This window comes from Sphingomonas sp. CFBP 13714 (assembly GCF_014842205.1).
Classification (GTDB): domain Bacteria; phylum Pseudomonadota; class Alphaproteobacteria; order Sphingomonadales; family Sphingomonadaceae; genus Sphingomonas; species Sphingomonas aerolata.
The window spans coordinates 152,513-168,208 of the sequence record NZ_JACYVG010000004.1 but is presented as its reverse complement, the minus strand read 5'-3'; the positions used below and the strand labels follow the sequence as shown (position 1 = coordinate 168,208).

Annotated in this window: 11 protein-coding genes; 9 read left to right on the top strand and 2 right to left on the bottom strand. The window is 67.2% G+C overall.

Features of this window, described 5'->3' with window-relative positions; all coding sequences use genetic code 11:
- Positions 1 to 127 precede the first annotated feature (127 nt).
- The 4 genes from IFT54_RS10940 to metH all read left to right on the top strand — a co-directional run bounded on the left by IFT54_RS10940 (position 128) and on the right by metH (position 5,961).
- A complete protein-coding gene (locus IFT54_RS10940) occupies positions 128 to 1,081 on the top strand; it encodes an ArsR/SmtB family transcription factor (RefSeq protein WP_192070651.1) in 954 nt (317 codons plus the stop codon).
- Entirely contained in the window at positions 1,078 to 2,022 is a 945-nt protein-coding gene (metF, locus tag IFT54_RS10935; protein WP_107045344.1) for a methylenetetrahydrofolate reductase [NAD(P)H], read from the top strand. The genes IFT54_RS10940 and metF overlap by 4 nt, the downstream gene beginning before the upstream one ends.
- Positions 2,023 to 2,149: 127 nt before the next feature.
- The gene (locus IFT54_RS10930; protein ID WP_031396518.1) at positions 2,150 to 3,208 is read left to right on the top strand and encodes a homocysteine S-methyltransferase family protein; all 1,059 of its coding nucleotides are present in this window, start codon (positions 2,150 to 2,152) and stop codon (positions 3,206 to 3,208) included.
- Between the two features lie 125 nt (positions 3,209 to 3,333).
- Complete coding sequence (gene metH / locus IFT54_RS10925; RefSeq protein ID WP_192003046.1) at positions 3,334 to 5,961, top strand: methionine synthase; 2,628 nt, start codon at positions 3,334 to 3,336, stop codon at positions 5,959 to 5,961.
- Positions 5,962 to 6,018: 57 nt separating this feature from the next.
- Here the strand turns inward: metH and IFT54_RS10920 are convergent, their stop codons facing one another.
- Complete coding sequence (locus tag IFT54_RS10920; RefSeq protein ID WP_192070650.1) at positions 6,019 to 7,227, bottom strand: cation:proton antiporter; 1,209 nt, start codon at positions 7,225 to 7,227, stop codon at positions 6,019 to 6,021.
- A 237-nt stretch (positions 7,228 to 7,464) separates the two neighbouring features.
- On the opposite strand from IFT54_RS10920, the gene IFT54_RS10915 reads away from it, so the two are divergent.
- Positions 7,465 to 8,397, top strand: a complete 933-nt coding sequence (locus tag IFT54_RS10915; protein ID WP_192070649.1) for a right-handed parallel beta-helix repeat-containing protein — start codon at positions 7,465 to 7,467, stop codon at positions 8,395 to 8,397.
- A 162-nt stretch (positions 8,398 to 8,559) separates the two neighbouring features.
- Here the strand turns inward: IFT54_RS10915 and IFT54_RS10910 are convergent, their stop codons facing one another.
- Entirely contained in the window at positions 8,560 to 10,242 is a 1,683-nt protein-coding gene (locus tag IFT54_RS10910; RefSeq protein ID WP_192070804.1) for an alkaline phosphatase family protein, read from the bottom strand.
- A 70-nt stretch (positions 10,243 to 10,312) separates the two neighbouring features.
- Here IFT54_RS10910 and IFT54_RS10905 point away from each other — a divergent pair, with 70 nt between their 5' ends.
- The 4 genes from IFT54_RS10905 (at position 10,313) to IFT54_RS10890 (ending at position 15,688) form a co-directional block, all read left to right on the top strand.
- On the top strand, positions 10,313 to 12,346 hold the full coding sequence (locus tag IFT54_RS10905) for a protein-disulfide reductase DsbD family protein (protein ID WP_192070648.1): 2,034 nt from the start codon (positions 10,313 to 10,315) through the stop codon (positions 12,344 to 12,346).
- Positions 12,347 to 12,417: 71 nt separating this feature from the next.
- Positions 12,418 to 13,941 carry a circularly permuted type 2 ATP-grasp protein gene (locus IFT54_RS10900; RefSeq protein WP_192008431.1) on the top strand — a complete coding sequence of 508 codons (1,524 nt, stop codon included), beginning with the start codon at positions 12,418 to 12,420 and terminating at the stop codon, positions 13,939 to 13,941.
- Positions 13,941 to 14,876 carry an alpha-E domain-containing protein gene (locus IFT54_RS10895; RefSeq protein WP_031439469.1) on the top strand — a complete coding sequence of 312 codons (936 nt, stop codon included), beginning with the start codon at positions 13,941 to 13,943 and terminating at the stop codon, positions 14,874 to 14,876. The genes IFT54_RS10900 and IFT54_RS10895 overlap by 1 nt, the downstream gene beginning before the upstream one ends.
- A complete protein-coding gene (locus IFT54_RS10890; RefSeq protein ID WP_037529934.1) occupies positions 14,876 to 15,688 on the top strand; it encodes a transglutaminase family protein in 813 nt (270 codons plus the stop codon). Before IFT54_RS10895 ends, IFT54_RS10890 begins: the two co-directional genes overlap by 1 nt.
- Positions 15,689 to 15,696 lie beyond the last annotated feature (8 nt).

Below are 15,696 nucleotides of genomic sequence, written 5' to 3'. Positions count from 1 at the left end.
CGTGTTCGAACGCGGACCAAGCGTTTCCGATCCGTCGACGTTGGGACGACCCTGGGGTCAGCATTCCTCCAGCGACACGCTACGGCCTGCGTTGACCTCATATAAAGAATTCTTTATATGACTGCCCATGACGATGGCGCTCGAAATCTTCCGTGCGATGGCGGATGCGACCCGATTGCGTATTCTCGCGCTTCTGCGTCGCATGGAGCTGTCGGTCGGCGAACTCGCGCAGGTGCTCGGGCAGAGCCAGCCACGCGTGTCGCGCCATGTGAAGATCCTGTGCGATGCCGGTCTGGCGGAGCGTCGCAAGGAGGGCAGCTGGGTGTTCGTCGCGCTGGGGCGCAGCGATGTCGTCGACCCTGTCGCCACCGCTCTCGATAGCTGGGCCAGGGCAGAACCCGATCACTGGGCGGTTGCCGACGCGGCACGGCTTGCCGCGGTGCGCGCCGATCGGGCCGCGAGCGCGGCGGCGTGGTTCGAGGGGCATGCCGACGAGTGGGATGCGATCCGTTCGCTGCACGTCGCCGAAAGCGAGGTCGAGGCGGCGATGGCGGCGATGCTCGGCGATGCGCGGGTCGGTACGTTGATCGACATCGGCACGGGGACGGGTCGGATGCTCGAGCTGTTCGGTGGACATGCCCGACTGGCGCTGGGAATCGATCGCAGTTCGGAGATGCTGCGTCTGGCGCGCGCCAAGCTGCACGACATGGCGCATGCCGAATTACGGCAGGCGGATCTGTACGCCCTGCCGCTCGACGACGGGGCGGCGGACGTCGCGATCCTGCATCACGTGCTCCATTTCGCGCAGCAGCCGGGCGCCGCGGTCCGCGAAGCGGCACGCGTGCTGGCGCCAGGCGGCCGGTTGCTGATCGCGGATTTCGCGAGCCACGACCGCGAGGAATTGCGGTTGAGCGATGCGCATACGCGTCTCGGCTTTGCCGACGATCAGATGACGGCTTGGTTCGACGCGGCCGGTTTGCAGACCGCGCGCGTCGAGACGCTCGAGGGCGGTGAGCTGACGGTGAAATTATGGCTCGGCCGCAGGATTGGCCTGAGTTTGCGTGAGGTGAAGGCGGCATGACGACAATCACTATTCCCCAACTGGCTGAGGCGCGGCGTGCGCTCGAAGAACCGCTCTTTGCCGACCTTGCAGGCGACGTGGGGATCAGTTTCGAATTCTTCCCGCCCAAGAGCGACAAGATGGACGCCCAGCTTTGGGACGCGATCCGTACGCTCGAGCCGCTCGGTCCCGATTTCGTGTCGGTGACCTATGGCGCGGGCGGGTCGACGCGCGAGCGGACGCACGCGACCGTTGCGCGGATCCAGCGCGAAACGTCGATGAACGCCGCCGCGCACCTGACATGCGTCGAGGCGACCAAGGCCGAGATCGATCAGGTTGCCGAGGAATATTGGGCGGCAGGCGTACGGCACATCGTCGCGCTGCGCGGCGACATGCCGACGCTGGGTCAGCCCTATCAGGCGCATCCCGGCGGGTATGAGAATGCGGCCGCGCTGGTCGCCGGACTGGCGCGGCTGCACCCGTTCGAGATTTCGGTCGCGGCCTATCCGGAATGCCACCCCGAATCCGGCGGGCATGACGTCGATCTCGATAACCTCAAGCGGAAGCTCGATGCGGGCGCGACTCGGGCGATCACGCAGTTCTTCTTCTCGCCGGAAGCCTATTTCCGGTTCCGCGACCGGGTGGCCGCAGCGGGAATCACCGCGCAGATCCTGCCCGGTATCCTCCCGGTCTCGAACGTCGCGCAGACGCGCAAGTTCGCGAGCGCGTGCGGGGCGGAGATCCCGGCCTGGATGGACCGGCTGTTCGAGGGGCTCGATGACCACCCTGCGGCACGACAGCTGGTCGCGGCGACGATCGCGGCCGAGATGTGCCGACGGCTTTATGCGGGGGGCGTGAAGGATTTCCACTTCTACACGCTCAACCGCGCCGAACTCGCCTATGCTATCTGTCACATGCTCGGCGTCCGCGCGAAGCCGAGCGAAAAGGTCGCCGCGGCATAATTCATCACCCCTCCCGCAGCCGGGAGGGGCCGGGGGTGGGCTCGCGTTCGCCCCCAACGATACCGCCCGAGGATAGCGGGCGCCCACCCCCGACCCCTCCCGCTTGCGGGAGGGGGGAGTCCAATCGATGACACCACGTGAACGTTTCAACGCGGAAGCCGCCAAGCGCATCCTGATCACCGACGGCGCGTTCGGCACCGAGATCCAGAACTGGAAGCTCGACGAGGCGGCCTATGCTGGCGACCTTGGCCTGAGCCACGACCAGAAGGGCAACAACGACATTCTGGCGATTACCAGGCCGGACGTGCCCCAGACGATCACGCGCGAATATCTCGACGCGGGGTCGGACATCGTGTCGACCAATACGTTCAGCGCGAACATCATCAGCCAGGCGGATTACGGTGCCGAGCATCTGGTCCGCGCGATCAACGTCGAAAGCGCGAAGATCGCACGGGCGCTCGCGACCGAATATGAAGCAAAGGACGGCCGGCCGCGGTTCGTGGCGGGTGCGATCGGGCCGACCAACAAGACGCTGTCGCTGTCCCCCGACGTCAATGATCCGGGCTATCGGGAGATCGACTTTGATTATCTGAAGGGCGTCTACCGCGAACAGATCGACGCGCTGCTCGAAGGCGGCGAGGGGGTCGGCGTCGATTTCATCCTGATCGAGACGGTGTTCGATACGCTCAACGCCAAGGCCGGGATCATGGCCGCGATCGAGGCGGGCGACGATCTCGGGCGCGACGTGCCGATCATGCTGTCGATGACGCTGACCGATCTGTCGGGCCGCAACCTGTCGGGGCACACGGTCGAGGCGTTCTGGCACGCGGTGCGGCATGCCAAGCCGATCACGATCGGGCTCAACTGCTCGTTCGGTGCGGAGCAGCTGCGGCCGCATGTGAAAACCCTGTCCGGCATCGCCGACACGCTGATCATGATCTACCCGAACGCCGGGCTGCCCAACGAACTCGGCGAATATGACGAGATGCCGGCGACGACCGCCGGGCTGGTCGGCGAATGGGCGGTGGCCAAGCAGGTCAACGTACTCGGCGGCTGCTGTGGCTCGACCCCTGCGCATATCAAGGCGATGGCGGACGGTGTGCGCGGGCTGGAACCGCGCGCAGTCTCGCGGCCCGAGGTGCGGACCAAGCTCGCCGGGCTCGAACCGTTCACGATGGCGGCATAGTCACTGCTCCCTCTCTCCGCCGGGGAGAGGGCCGGGGTGAGGGGCGCCGCGAGCGCTGCCCTCCCCAACGACCCCTCACCCCAACCCTCTCCCCGGAGGGGGGAGGGGGCCAGAAGAATGAACCGATGACCACTCCCTCCTCCACGTCCTTCGTCAACATCGGCGAGCGTACCAACGTCACCGGCTCGGCCCGCTTCAAGAAGCTGATCATGGCGGGCGACTATCCCGCCGCGGTCGAGGTCGCGCGCCAGCAGGTCGAGAGCGGCGCGCAGGTGCTCGACGTCAACATGGACGAGGGGCTGCTCGACGCGCACCACGCGATGACGACGTTCTTGAAGCTGATCGCCGCAGAGCCTGACATCGCGCGCATCCCGTTCATGGTCGACAGCTCGAAATGGAGCGTGATCGAGGCGGGACTGAAGTGCGTTTCGGGTAAGCCGATCGTCAATTCGATCAGCATGAAGGAGGGCGAGGAGCAGTTCCTCAGCCAGGCCAAGAAGTGCATGGCATACGGCGCCGCGGTGGTCGTGATGGCGTTCGACGAGGTCGGGCAGGCGGACACCAAGGACCGCAAGGTCGAGATCTGCGAGCGCGCCTACAAGCTGCTCGTCGGCATCGGCTTTCCGCCCGAGGATATCATCTTCGACCCCAACGTCTTCGCAGTCGCGACGGGGATCGAGGAACACGACAATTACGGCGTCGACTTCATCGAGGCGTGCCGCGAGATCAAGGCGCGCTGCCCGCACGTCCATATCTCGGGCGGACTATCGAACTTCAGCTTCTCGTTCCGCGGCAACGAGCCCGTGCGCCGCGCGATGCACAGCGTGTTCCTGTATTATGCGATCCCCGCGGGGATGGACATGGCGATCGTCAACGCCGGGCAGCTCGACATCTACGACGATATCGATCCCGAGCTGCGCCAGGCGGTCGAGGACGTCGTGCTCAACAAGGATCCCGAAGCGGGTGAGCGGCTCGTCCAGCTCGCCGAGCGCTATCGCGGCACTGATGTCGTCGCGGAGAAGGCGGCCGCCGAATGGCGGTCGCTGGGTGTCAACAAGCGGCTCGAATATGCGCTGGTCAAGGGCATCGACCTGCACGTCGTCGAGGATACCGAGGAAGCGCGGCTGATCATCGACGGCAATGGCGGTCGTCCGATCGAGGTGATCGAGGGCCCGCTGATGGACGGGATGAACGTCGTCGGCGACCTGTTCGGCAGCGGCAAGATGTTCCTGCCGCAGGTCGTGAAGTCGGCGCGCGTGATGAAGAAGGCGGTCGCGCATCTGCTGCCGTACATCGAGGCGGCGAAGGAGCCCGGCGCGCGCGGCAAGGGCAAGATCATCATGGCGACGGTCAAGGGCGACGTGCATGACATCGGCAAGAACATCGTCGGCGTGGTGCTCCAGTGCAACGGGTTCGACGTGGTCGATCTGGGCGTGATGGTGCCGTGGTCGAAGATCCTCGAGGCCGCGAACGAGAATGACGCGGACATGATCGGGCTGTCGGGCCTCATCACCCCGAGCCTCGACGAGATGGTGACGGTTGCCGAGGAGATGAAGCGCGCGGGCATGACGATGCCGCTGCTGATCGGCGGGGCGACCACCTCCAAGGTCCACACCGCGCTGCGTATCGCGCCCGCCTATGACGGCCCGGTCGTGCATGTGCTCGATGCGAGCCGCGCGGTGGGTGTCGCGTCGACGCTCGTCAGCGACACGATCCGCGACGAGTTCGTGACGAAGACCGCGGACGAATATGAGGCGGTGAGGGTGGCGCGGGCCAACAAGGGCCAGAGCGAGCTTATCCCGATCGAGACGGCGCGCGAGCGTGGGTTCGTCGCGGACTTCGCGTTAAAGCCCGGGGCGCCCGCGAAGCCCGGCGTCCATGTGTTCGCGGACTGGGACCTGACCGATCTGCGCGACTATATCGACTGGACGCCGTTCTTCCGCGCCTGGGAGCTGGCGGGCAACTTCCCGGCGATCCTGACCGACGAGGTCGTCGGCGAGAGCGCGAGTTCGCTCTATGCGGACGCGCAGGCGATGCTCGACACGATCGTCGCGGAAAAATGGCTGACGCCGCGCGGGGTCGTGGGGCTGTGGCCGGCGCGGCGCGAGGGGGACGATGTGGTCGTCTCGCACACGCGCGGCCACGACATGCCGCACGAGGACGTGCGCCTGCCGATGCTGCGCCAGCAGATTTCGAAGCGCGAGGGGCGCGCCAACATGTGCCTCGCCGATTTCGTCGATCCCGCGGGCGATTGGTTCGGGGGGTTCGCAGTCGGCATCCACGGGATCGACGAGCATATCGCGCGGTTCAAGGCGGGGCATGACGATTACAACGACATCCTGCTGAAGGCGCTCGCCGATCGCTTTGCCGAAGCCTTTGCCGAACGGCTGCACAAGCATGTCCGTCAGGAGCTGTGGGGCTATGCGCCCGAGGAACAGCTGACCAACGATGCGCTGATCAAGGAGCAGTATCGCGGCATCCGTCCCGCGCCGGGTTATCCCGCATGCCCCGATCACAGCCTCAAGCCGATCCTGTTCGACCTGCTCGATGCCGAGACCGCGACCGGGCTCGAACTGACCGAGAGCTTCGCGATGTTCCCGACCGCGGCCGTCTCAGGCTTTTATTTCGGCCACCCGCAGGCGGAGTATTTCGGTGTCGCCCGCGTCGGCCGCGACCAGCTGGAAGATTATGCGGCGCGGCGCGGCGTCGACCTGCCGATCGCGGAGCGCTGGTTGCGTCCGAACCTGGACTGAACCCCGAACCGTGACGTCACCCCGGCCTTCGCCGGGGTGGCGCCATGCTTATGGCTGTCAGGCGCTACGCCCGACCAATGCCGCAAGCTTCTTCAATTTCGGTGCGACCATTGGCACGGTCAGCATCGTGCTCGCCAACGCCATCAGCAGCAGCGCGGTGAAGGTTTCGTTGGTGATGATCGCCTTGTCGAGCAGGATGTTGACGAAGATGATCATGATCAGCGCCTTGGTCTGAAGCAGCCAGCCGATTGCCGACGCCTCGCCCGGGCGCCATTTGAGGATCCGCCCGGCGGCGTGGACCCCCGCCAGCTTGCCGCCGACAGAGGCGAACAACAGCAAGGCCGCGGCGGCGAACACCGCAATCCCGCCGACCGCCCATTGCGTCTTCAGGCCGGTCGACAGGAAGAACACCGGCATCACCGCGAGCAGCACGAAGCGGCGGAAGTCGTCCATTCGGACCTGGTCGAACCATTTCGCGTCGAGCACCGCGCCCGACAGGAACGCGCCGACCATGAAATGCAGCCCCGCCCAGTCCGCCGCGAACCCGCAGCCGGCGAGCCAGATCAGGCTGACATACCAGCGATCGCGCTCCGGGATCCGCGCCATCAGTCGGCGAACCAGCAGGGTGGCGACCGCGAAGCCGACCAGAAAGCCAGCCTGCCGGCCAACCCGCTCCCAATCGAGCAGGATCAGCGCGAGCACGCCCCAGATCGCGATATCGTCGAGGCTGGCATAGCGGAGGATGCGCTGGCCGATCGGCTCCCGCAGGACCTCGAGCTTTTCAAGGAACAGTACGAGGATCGGTAGCGCGGTGACCGCGCAGGCCATGCCGATGCCGAGAATGACCTGCCACTGCGCGCCCGACACGCCCGCCCAGCCTGGATAGCGCAGCATCAGCACGGCAGCGATGCTGCCGGTCGCGAGCGGCACCGCCAGCGCGAGGCCGGCGGTGACCGCGGTCTCGCCGCGATGTCGCCATGCCGCACCGAGATCGAGTTCGATCCCTGCGACCCACACGAACATCATGACCGCCCACCAGGCGACGCCGTTCAGCGATCCGATCGTCGCAGGGGTGAAGATCGTCGCGTAATACTCAGGGAAGAGCGCGCCGAGCACGCCCGGTCCGAGCAGGATGCCGCCAAAGATCTGCACGACGACCAGCGGTGCCCAGTAATCGGTCCGGCCCAGCCGCCAGACCAGATAGGGGACGCTGAAGATGATGAGCATCGCAAGGAGGAAGACCTCCGTCGGTGTCATGGCGTGCATGCATTCCCCCTCTCGCGCGGTCGGGGCCCCCCCGCCGGCTCTATGCTGCGGGGTGGTATGCGGCCGGGCAGGCGGCGGCAATATGCTTCGCTACGGTCGAACCGGAGTCGATCCGTTTGCAGGCTGCGCCATTGCGGGACGCGGGGCGGGCCCCCGCTATCGGCAGCCGGGGCGCATCCGCGCTAAGGACGGGGCGTGGCGGCGCAATCATGGCTGGCCGATGAGGGAGTGCCCTGCTTGAACCGATCGCTCTTATTGCTCGTGCTGGTCGCCGCGTCCGCCTCGGCTCAGGCGCCGGTGAGCCGCGCGGCGCCCTTCACCGTCGACGGGCAGGGTTTTGCGACGCTGCAGGAGGCGGTCTCATCGATCCGGCTCGGCACCGCGACGATCCTAATCGCGCCCGGCACCTACCGGCAATGCGCGGTGCAGGCGGGCGGGCGGATCACCTTCAAGGCGCTGAAGCCTGGCACCGCGATCTTCGAAGGCGTGGCGTGTGAGGAGAAGGCGGCGCTGGTGCTGCGCGGGCAGGGATCGGTCGTCGATGGCCTGGTCTTTCGCGGCTACAGCGTTCCCGACGGCAATGGCGCGGGGATCCGCACCGAGATGGGCGACCTCAGCGTCGTCAACGCGATGTTCCTCGACAGCCAGGAAGGCATCCTCGGCGGCGAGCCAAGCGAGCAGCGGATCACGATCGACCGGTCGACCTTTTCGGGGCTAGGCCAGTGCGACCAGTCGCCGAGCTGCTCGCATGCCGTGTATCTGGCGAACCAGGGCAGCGTGACGATCACCCGCTCGCGGTTCGAGCGCGGGACCGGCGGGCATTACGTCAAACTGCGCGTGCCGACCGTCTCGATCACCGACAACAGCTTCGACGACAGCGCGGGGCGCAAGACCAACTACATGATCGACCTGCCCGAAGGCGCGACCGGGCTGATCGCGCGCAACACCTTCGTGCAGGGGCGGAAGAAGGAGAACCACACCGGTCTGATCGTCGTCGCGGCGGAGGCGAAGACCTATCGCTCGACCGGGTTGCGCGTCGAGGACAATGACGCGCGACTGGCGCCGGGCGATGCGACCAGCCCGGCGTTCCTGGCGGATTACAGCCATGACCGGCTGGCGCTGGGGGCGAACCGGCTGGGGCCGGGGTTGCGGGCGTTCGAGACGCGGTAGTTGGGCCACCGCGATCGGAGGCGAGCGGGTCGATAGCGCGGGCGCCTGAAACCCCGTCACCCCAGCGAAAGCTGGGGTCTCCCTGTTGGGACAGCGAGTGGCCGTTACGGGAAGATCCCAGCTTTCGCCGGGATGACGGAAGGTGCGGGGAAGCGGGCCCCCTCAGCTCGGGCAGGTGCTCGCCGCGCCCGCGTCGAGGTCGAGGCAGCGGCCGTCGAGCCCCGATACCGGCAGGCCGATTGTCGCGGCGAGCGTCGGCACGATGTCGACGGTTTCCACCGACAGCGGCTGTTCGAACCCGGCGATCCCCTTGCGCCAGAACAGCATCGGCACGCGGCGATCATAGTCCCACGGGCTGCCATGCGTTTCGACGTAGCCGCCGGCGGGCGACACGATCGTCGTCACGCGCGGCTTGAGGAGCGTGACGAACTGGCCCGAGCGGCCCTCGGCAAAGGAGGCGCGCGCGCGTTCGATCAGCGTCCAGGTCTCGGGCGGGGTGGTCGGCATCGGCGTCGCCATGATCTCGGCAGCCGAGAAGGCAGCGGCGACCTGCGGCAGCGCGCGATAGCGGCGCAGCGCCTCAGTCAGCACCTTGGCGCGTGTCTTGGCGGGCAGCGCATCGTCGATATAGACGTCGCCCTCGGTCCCGAGCAGGACGCTGCCGGGCAGGCCCAGATCCTTGGCGATCGCGGTGCCGACCTGCTTGGCGAGCACATTCTCGTCCATATGCGCCTCCATCGGCATCGCGCGCTGCTGCTGCCGCTCGGTCGCGTCGTGCGCGCCGTGATCCGCGGTCAGCACGACCTCGTAATCCACGCCGGTCTCGTCCAGCACCGCGAAGAAGCCGCCGAGCGTCTTGTCGAGCTCGGCCATCTGGATGCACATCTCGGACCCCTGCGTGCCGTAGGTGTGGCCGATATAATCGGTCGCCGACGCGCCGATGTCGATGATGTCGGTCTGCGGCCCCTGGCCGAGCTTCATGTCCTGTACCAGCGCCGCCGCCATCGCGAACACCGCGGCATCGGACGCCGGCGACACGCGGAAGCCCTTGGCGTCGCCCGCCTCGCGCTCGAAGCGGCCCTGGCCGTACGTCTTGCCTGCGATCACGATCGGGTGGTTCACGCCCGTGCAATAACCGGGCAGCGGCAGCGCGGCCTGGGGCAGCGCGATCAGCCCGGCGACAGCGGTGCGCGTGCGCTGCACCGCCGGCGGTACCGCGCGGCCCGCATAGGAGACATAGGTCTTGCCGTCCCACCACCAGAGCTCGTCGACCTTGTGGCCGCCCATCATCACCGCCGCGCGATCCTTGCCCGCGACCGAGACCGAGCGGGTGCGCGGATCGCGCGCCTTCATCATCTCGCCAAGCGTCGGCACTTTCAGGTGCATGTCGGACACGGTGTAGCTGTCATGCGTGCTGCCGGCGACGCGCTCGTCCTCCGAGCAATAGACGATCTTGTCGGGGCGGCCGGCGCGCTGGTCGACCCAGTTGTTCGCGATGATCCCGGTATGCGCGGGACGCATGCCCGTCAGGATGGTCGAGTGGCCGGGGCAGGTCTCGGTCGCGGCATGGCTCTGATAGCCGCTCGGAAACACCACGCCGTTCAGCAGGCGGGTGAAGCCGCCGGTGAAGTGGTTGCGATATTGCTGGAACAGGTCGGCGGCGAACTGGTCGACCGAAATCGCCACGATCAGCTTGGGCGGCGTGGCGGGGGTCGGTGCCGCAACCGCGGGGGCCGGGGCCGGGGACGGAGCGGTCTGCGCGGACGCGGTCACGGACGCGGCCGGGGTCAGGAGCAACGCGGCGATAAGTGCTTTCACGGACAGTCCTTTGACGAGCAGCGGCATGACTGCTTTCGGATGTAATGCGGTGTCGTCCTCGCTATGGCTGTGGCCGATGAACGAAACAAGGATGGCCATGCGCAGTTTACGTTGCGTCCTGATGACGATGCTGCTCGCGCTGTGCAGCCTCGTGGCGACGCCGGCGCTGGCGGACTCGCTCGACGGGTCGAGCCGGCATCTGAGCATGCGCCTCGTTGCCGAAAGCGACCATCCGAAAGCGGGCGCACCGCTGACCATCGCGATCGCAACGACTCCCGATACGGGCTGGCATGGCTATTGGGCCAATCCGGGCGATGCGGGGTTTCCCGCGACGTTCGACTGGACGCTGCCGCGCGGGGCGACGGCGGGGCAGCCCGAATGGCCCGTCCCGACGACGCTGCTGATCGCGGGGCTGATGAACTATGTCTACGAGGCGCCCTATGCGCCGCTCGTGACGATCCAGGTGCCGGCGGGGCTGGCGGCGGGCGCCAAGCTGCCGATCCGGCTGAAGACGTCTTATCTGGTCTGTTCGGCGACGATCTGCGTGCCCGAGGAGCAGGCGCTCTCGCTCGACCTGACGATCGGTGACGGCGCGCCGTCGCAGGCGAGCGCCTTTGCCGACTGGCGGCGGGCGATCCCCAAGCCGCTCGATGCGGGCGCGACCTATGCGGTCGACCAGGGCGTGCTGCGTGTCGCGGTGCCGTTCCCCGCCGGGGCCAGGGCAAAGGACGCCTATTTCTTCCCCCTCACCACCGGCGTGATCGACAATGGCGCGCGCCAGACCGTGACGCGGTCGGGCGATACGCTGACGATCGCGACGCGACTGGCGGCCAATGGCAAGGCCAATGCGCCGATCGAGGGTGTGCTGCGGATCGGCGACGCGCAGGGGCTCGCGGTCAGCGCCGCGCCCGGGGTCGTTGCGGCGGGGCCATCGGATAATGCGGGCGGGGTGTGGGCGACCGCACTGGTGGCGTTTGCGGGCGCGGTGCTCGGCGGGCTGATCCTCAACATCATGCCCTGCGTCTTCCCGATCCTGAGCCTGAAGGCGCTCAGCCTCGCGCGCGGTGGCGCCAGCGAACGCGAGGCGCGGCACGAGGCGCTCGCCTATACCGCGGGCGTCGTGCTGGTGTGCCTCGGCCTTGGCGCGGCGATCCTCGCGCTGCGTGCGGGCGGGTCTGCGGTCGGCTGGGCGTTCCAGTTGCAGCATCCCGCGGCGATCATCGTGCTGCTGCTGCTGAGCACCGCGATCGCGTTCAACCTGGCCGGGCTGTTCGAGGTGCCGACGCCCCGATTCGCGGGCGAGAGCGGTGCGAGCGGCGCGTTTGCGACCGGCGCGCTGGCCGCATTCATCGCGACGCCGTGCACCGGGCCGTTCATGGGTGCAGCGCTGGGCGCGGCGCTCGTGCTGCCCTGGCCCGCGGCGATGGCGGTGTTCGCCGGGCTGGGACTCGGGCTGTCGCTGCCGTTTCTCGCAATCGGCTTCGTACCCGCGTGGCGGCGCTGTCTGCCCAAGCCCGGCGTCTGGATGGAGACGTTCCGGCATGTCCTGTCGGTGCCGATGTTCCTGACCGCGATCGCACTCGCCTGGGTGCTGGGCCGCCAGACCGGCGTCGACAGCCTGACGCTCGCGCTCGTCGCAGTGCTGGCGATCGGCGCGGTGCTGTGGGTTGGCGGCACCCGGCAGCGCAAGGGCAAGGCGTTCGGCGCAGCGACGCTTGCCGCGCTGGCGATCGTGTTCGTCGGCAGTGCGGTCGTCATCGCCCGCGCGCCGCCGGCCGCGGCCAAGACGGCGGTCGCCGGCGACGAGGCGTTCAGCGAGTCGAAGCTTGCCGCGCTGCGCGCCGAGAAGCGCGGTGTGTTCGTCTATTTCACCGCCGACTGGTGCCTGACGTGCAAGGTCAACGAGAAGGCGGCGATCGAGACCGCCACGGTTCGCGACGCGTTCGCCAAGAACAAGGTCGCGGTGCTGATCGGCGACTGGACCGATGGCGACCCCGTTATGGGCCGCTTCATCGAGGCGCATAACCGCGCCGGCGTGCCGCTCTATCTCTATTATGCGCCGGGAGCGGCCGAGCCGACCGTCCTGCCGCAGGTGCTCACCCCGGCGCTGCTGGCGGGGCTGGGCGTCTAATCCGGCTTGTGCAGCGCGGTGAAGCGTTGCAGCATGGAACCGCAACGCTTGATGGGGAATTTACCATTTCGATGGGGAAACAAGCGTTCGACGAAATCATGGGGGCACCGGGTGATACCCGCGTCCGTCCCGAACTGGCCGCTCTGGGCCGCTGGATCGAGGAGACGCCCGACGCCGAGTTGCGGCGTCGTCAGCAGGCGGCTGAAACGACGTTTCGGCAGCTCGGCATTACCTTTGCCGTCTATGGCGAGAACGAGGCGGCCGAGCGGATCATCCCGTTCGACATCGTACCGCGGGTGTTCCTGCATGACGAATGGACGCGGCTGTCCGAAGGGCTCGTCCAGCGCGTCGAGGCGATCAATGCGTTCCTCGAGGATATCTATGGCGAACGGCGCATCCTGAAGGAAGGGATCCTCCCCGAGGATCTCGTCATGGGCAATGCGCAGTTCCGTCCCGAAATCGCCGGGATGCGCCCGCCGCACGGGGTTTGGGCGCATATCTGCGGGATCGATCTGGTACGCACCGGGCCCGACGACTTCTTCGTGCTCGAGGACAATGCGCGGACGCCCTCGGGGGTCAGCTACATGCTCGAGAATCGCGAGGCGATGCTGCGGCTGTGCCCCGAGCTGTTCCGCGAGTTCCGCGTCGCGGCGGTCGACAGTTATCCCGATCGGCTGCTCGAGACGATGAAGTCGGTCGCGCCGCACGGCGTCAGCGCACCGACCTGCGTCGTGCTGACGCCGGGGCATTATAACTCGGCCTATTACGAGCACAGCTTCCTCGCCGATACGATGGGCGTCGAACTGGTCGAGGCGGCTGATCTGGTCGTCGACGACGATGTCGTGTGGATGCGGACGATCGCGGGCCGCGTGAAGGTCGATGTGATCTATCGCCGGATCGATGACGATTATCTCGACCCGCTCGTGTTCCGTCCTGACAGCGCGCTTGGCGTGCCGGGGCTGATCGCTGCCTATGCCGCGGGCAATGTCGCGATCATCAACGCGCCGGGCAACGGCATCGCCGACGACAAGGCGATCTACAGCTACATGCCCGACATCGTGAAATTCTATTCGGGCGGCGAGTGCAAGCTGCCCAATGTCGAGACGTGGCGGTGCCGCGAGCCCCAGGCGCTGAAATATGTCCTCGACAATCTCGAGGACGTCGTCGTCAAGCTGGTCGACGGTTCGGGTGGTTATGGCATGCTGGTCGGACCGACCGCGACGAAGCAGGAGATCGAGGATTTCCGTGCTGCGCTGATCGCCGAGCCGCATCGCTATATCGCGCAACCGACGCTCGCGCTGTCGACCGTACCGACGATGGCCGAATCCGGGCTGTGCCCGCGGCATGTCGATTTCCGGCCGTTCGTGCTGACCGGGTCGAAGGGCGTTCAGGTCGTGCCTGGCGGGCTGACCCGCGTCGCGCTGAAGCAGGGATCGTTGGTTGTGAATTCAAGCCAGGGTGGCGGCACGAAGGACAGCTTCGTCCTGATGGCGGATCAATCGCAGCGCATGGGGGGGGGCGGCATGACGCAGACGCTGGGCGGGATGACGCAGACCCTCGGCGAAGGCATGCCCGGGCCGGAGGCACAGTCCTGATGCTGTCGAGGACCGCCTCGTCCCTCTATTGGCTGGGACGCTATTTCGAACGTGCCGATTTCATCGCGCGGTTGGTCGAGGCGACGGTGCGCCTCGACGTGCTGTCGTCGCAGCCTGCGGGCGAGGCGGCCTGGGCATCGGCGCTGGCGGTCACCGAGACCGACGAGGCCTTTGCCAAGACCGGGGTGCCGGTCGGGCAGCGCGACGTGGTGCGCTTTCTGACGCTCGACGCCAGCCATCCGGGATCGATCGTCCGCTGCCTCGACATGGCGCGCAACAATGCCAAGGCGGTGCGGACCGCGCTGACGCGGGAATCATGGACCGCGATCAACCGTGCGTGGCTGTTGTTCGAAAACCGCGCGACCCCCGGCAGCACGACCGCGCAGCTCAACCTGGTCGAGGCGGTCAAGACCGAGACGCGCGGGTTCGAAGGTGCGATCCACCGCATGCTGCGCAATCAGACGACCTGGTTCATCCGGCTCGGCCAGGCGGTCGAGCGCGCGGACAACACCGCGCGGCTGCTCGACGTCAAATATCATATTCTGCTGCCGGAGGGACAGAAACTGGGCGGCGCGATCGATCGCGACCAGTGGACGACCATATTGCAGACGGTGTCGGCGGTGACCGCCTATCGCTGGATGTACAATGACGGCCTTCGGCCGGCCGACGTGATCGATTTGTTGCTGGCGCGCGCGGAGTTGCCGCGTAGTCTTGCAGCCTCGGTCGAGGAGACGGTGGACGTGCTCAATCTGCTTGCGAAACGCACCGGCCAGCATGGCGAGGCGGACCGGATGGCGCGGCTCCGTGCCTCGCGGCTGGGGCGAACCCGATCCGGCGAGGTGATCGCATCCGGCCTGCACCAGTATCTGCAGGCCTTCATCCAGGAAAATGCGCTGCTCCACGGCGCGATCGGCCGGCAGTTCAAGTTCCTTTGATGCGGTTGTCGGTCGATCACCGCACGATCTATCGCTTCACCGAGCCGCAGAGCCGCCTCGTCCAGATGCTCCGCATGACCCCGCAGAACACGCATGACCAGACGGTCGCGCAGTGGCGGATCGATATCGACTGCGATGCCCGGCTGCGGCAGGGGCGCGACGGGTTCGGCAATGCCATCACGATGCTCTACATCGACGGGCCGATCGACGGGATCGAGATCGATGTCACGGGCGAGGTGTTGACCAGCCATTCCGACGGCGTCGTCCACGGCGCTTATGAGGTGCTGCCGCCGGCGCTGTTCCTCCGGCCCACCGAGACCACCGCGCAGGACAAGGCCATTGCCGACTTCGCTGCACGCGTCGCGACGCCCGCGCAGGGCCGGATCGGCGCGCTGCACCGGGTGAACGAGGCCTTGCACGAACGCTTTGCCGCCAATCCCGGCCGTCCCGAGCCAAACCTCGGCGCGGCGGCGGCGTTCCGGCTCGACAGCGCCACCTCGCGCGACTTTGCGCAGATGTTCATCGTCGCCGCGCGTTCGCTGGGGGCGCCGGCGCGCTATGTGTCGGGCTATCTTCTGACCGAACGCGAGGATGATCACCGTCCGACGCCGCATGGCTGGGCCGAGGCGCATGTTGACGGGCTGGGCTGGATCGGTTTCGACCCGTTCACCGGCGACTGTCCAGAAGAGCATCACGTCCGGGTCGCGGTCGCGCTCGATGCCGCAGGGGCCGCGCCGGTGGCAGGCTCGCGGCTGGGCGAGGGCGGCGAGCGGTTGGAGGTCGATGTCGTCGTGTCGCGGGACGGCCAGTAACCGTCGGC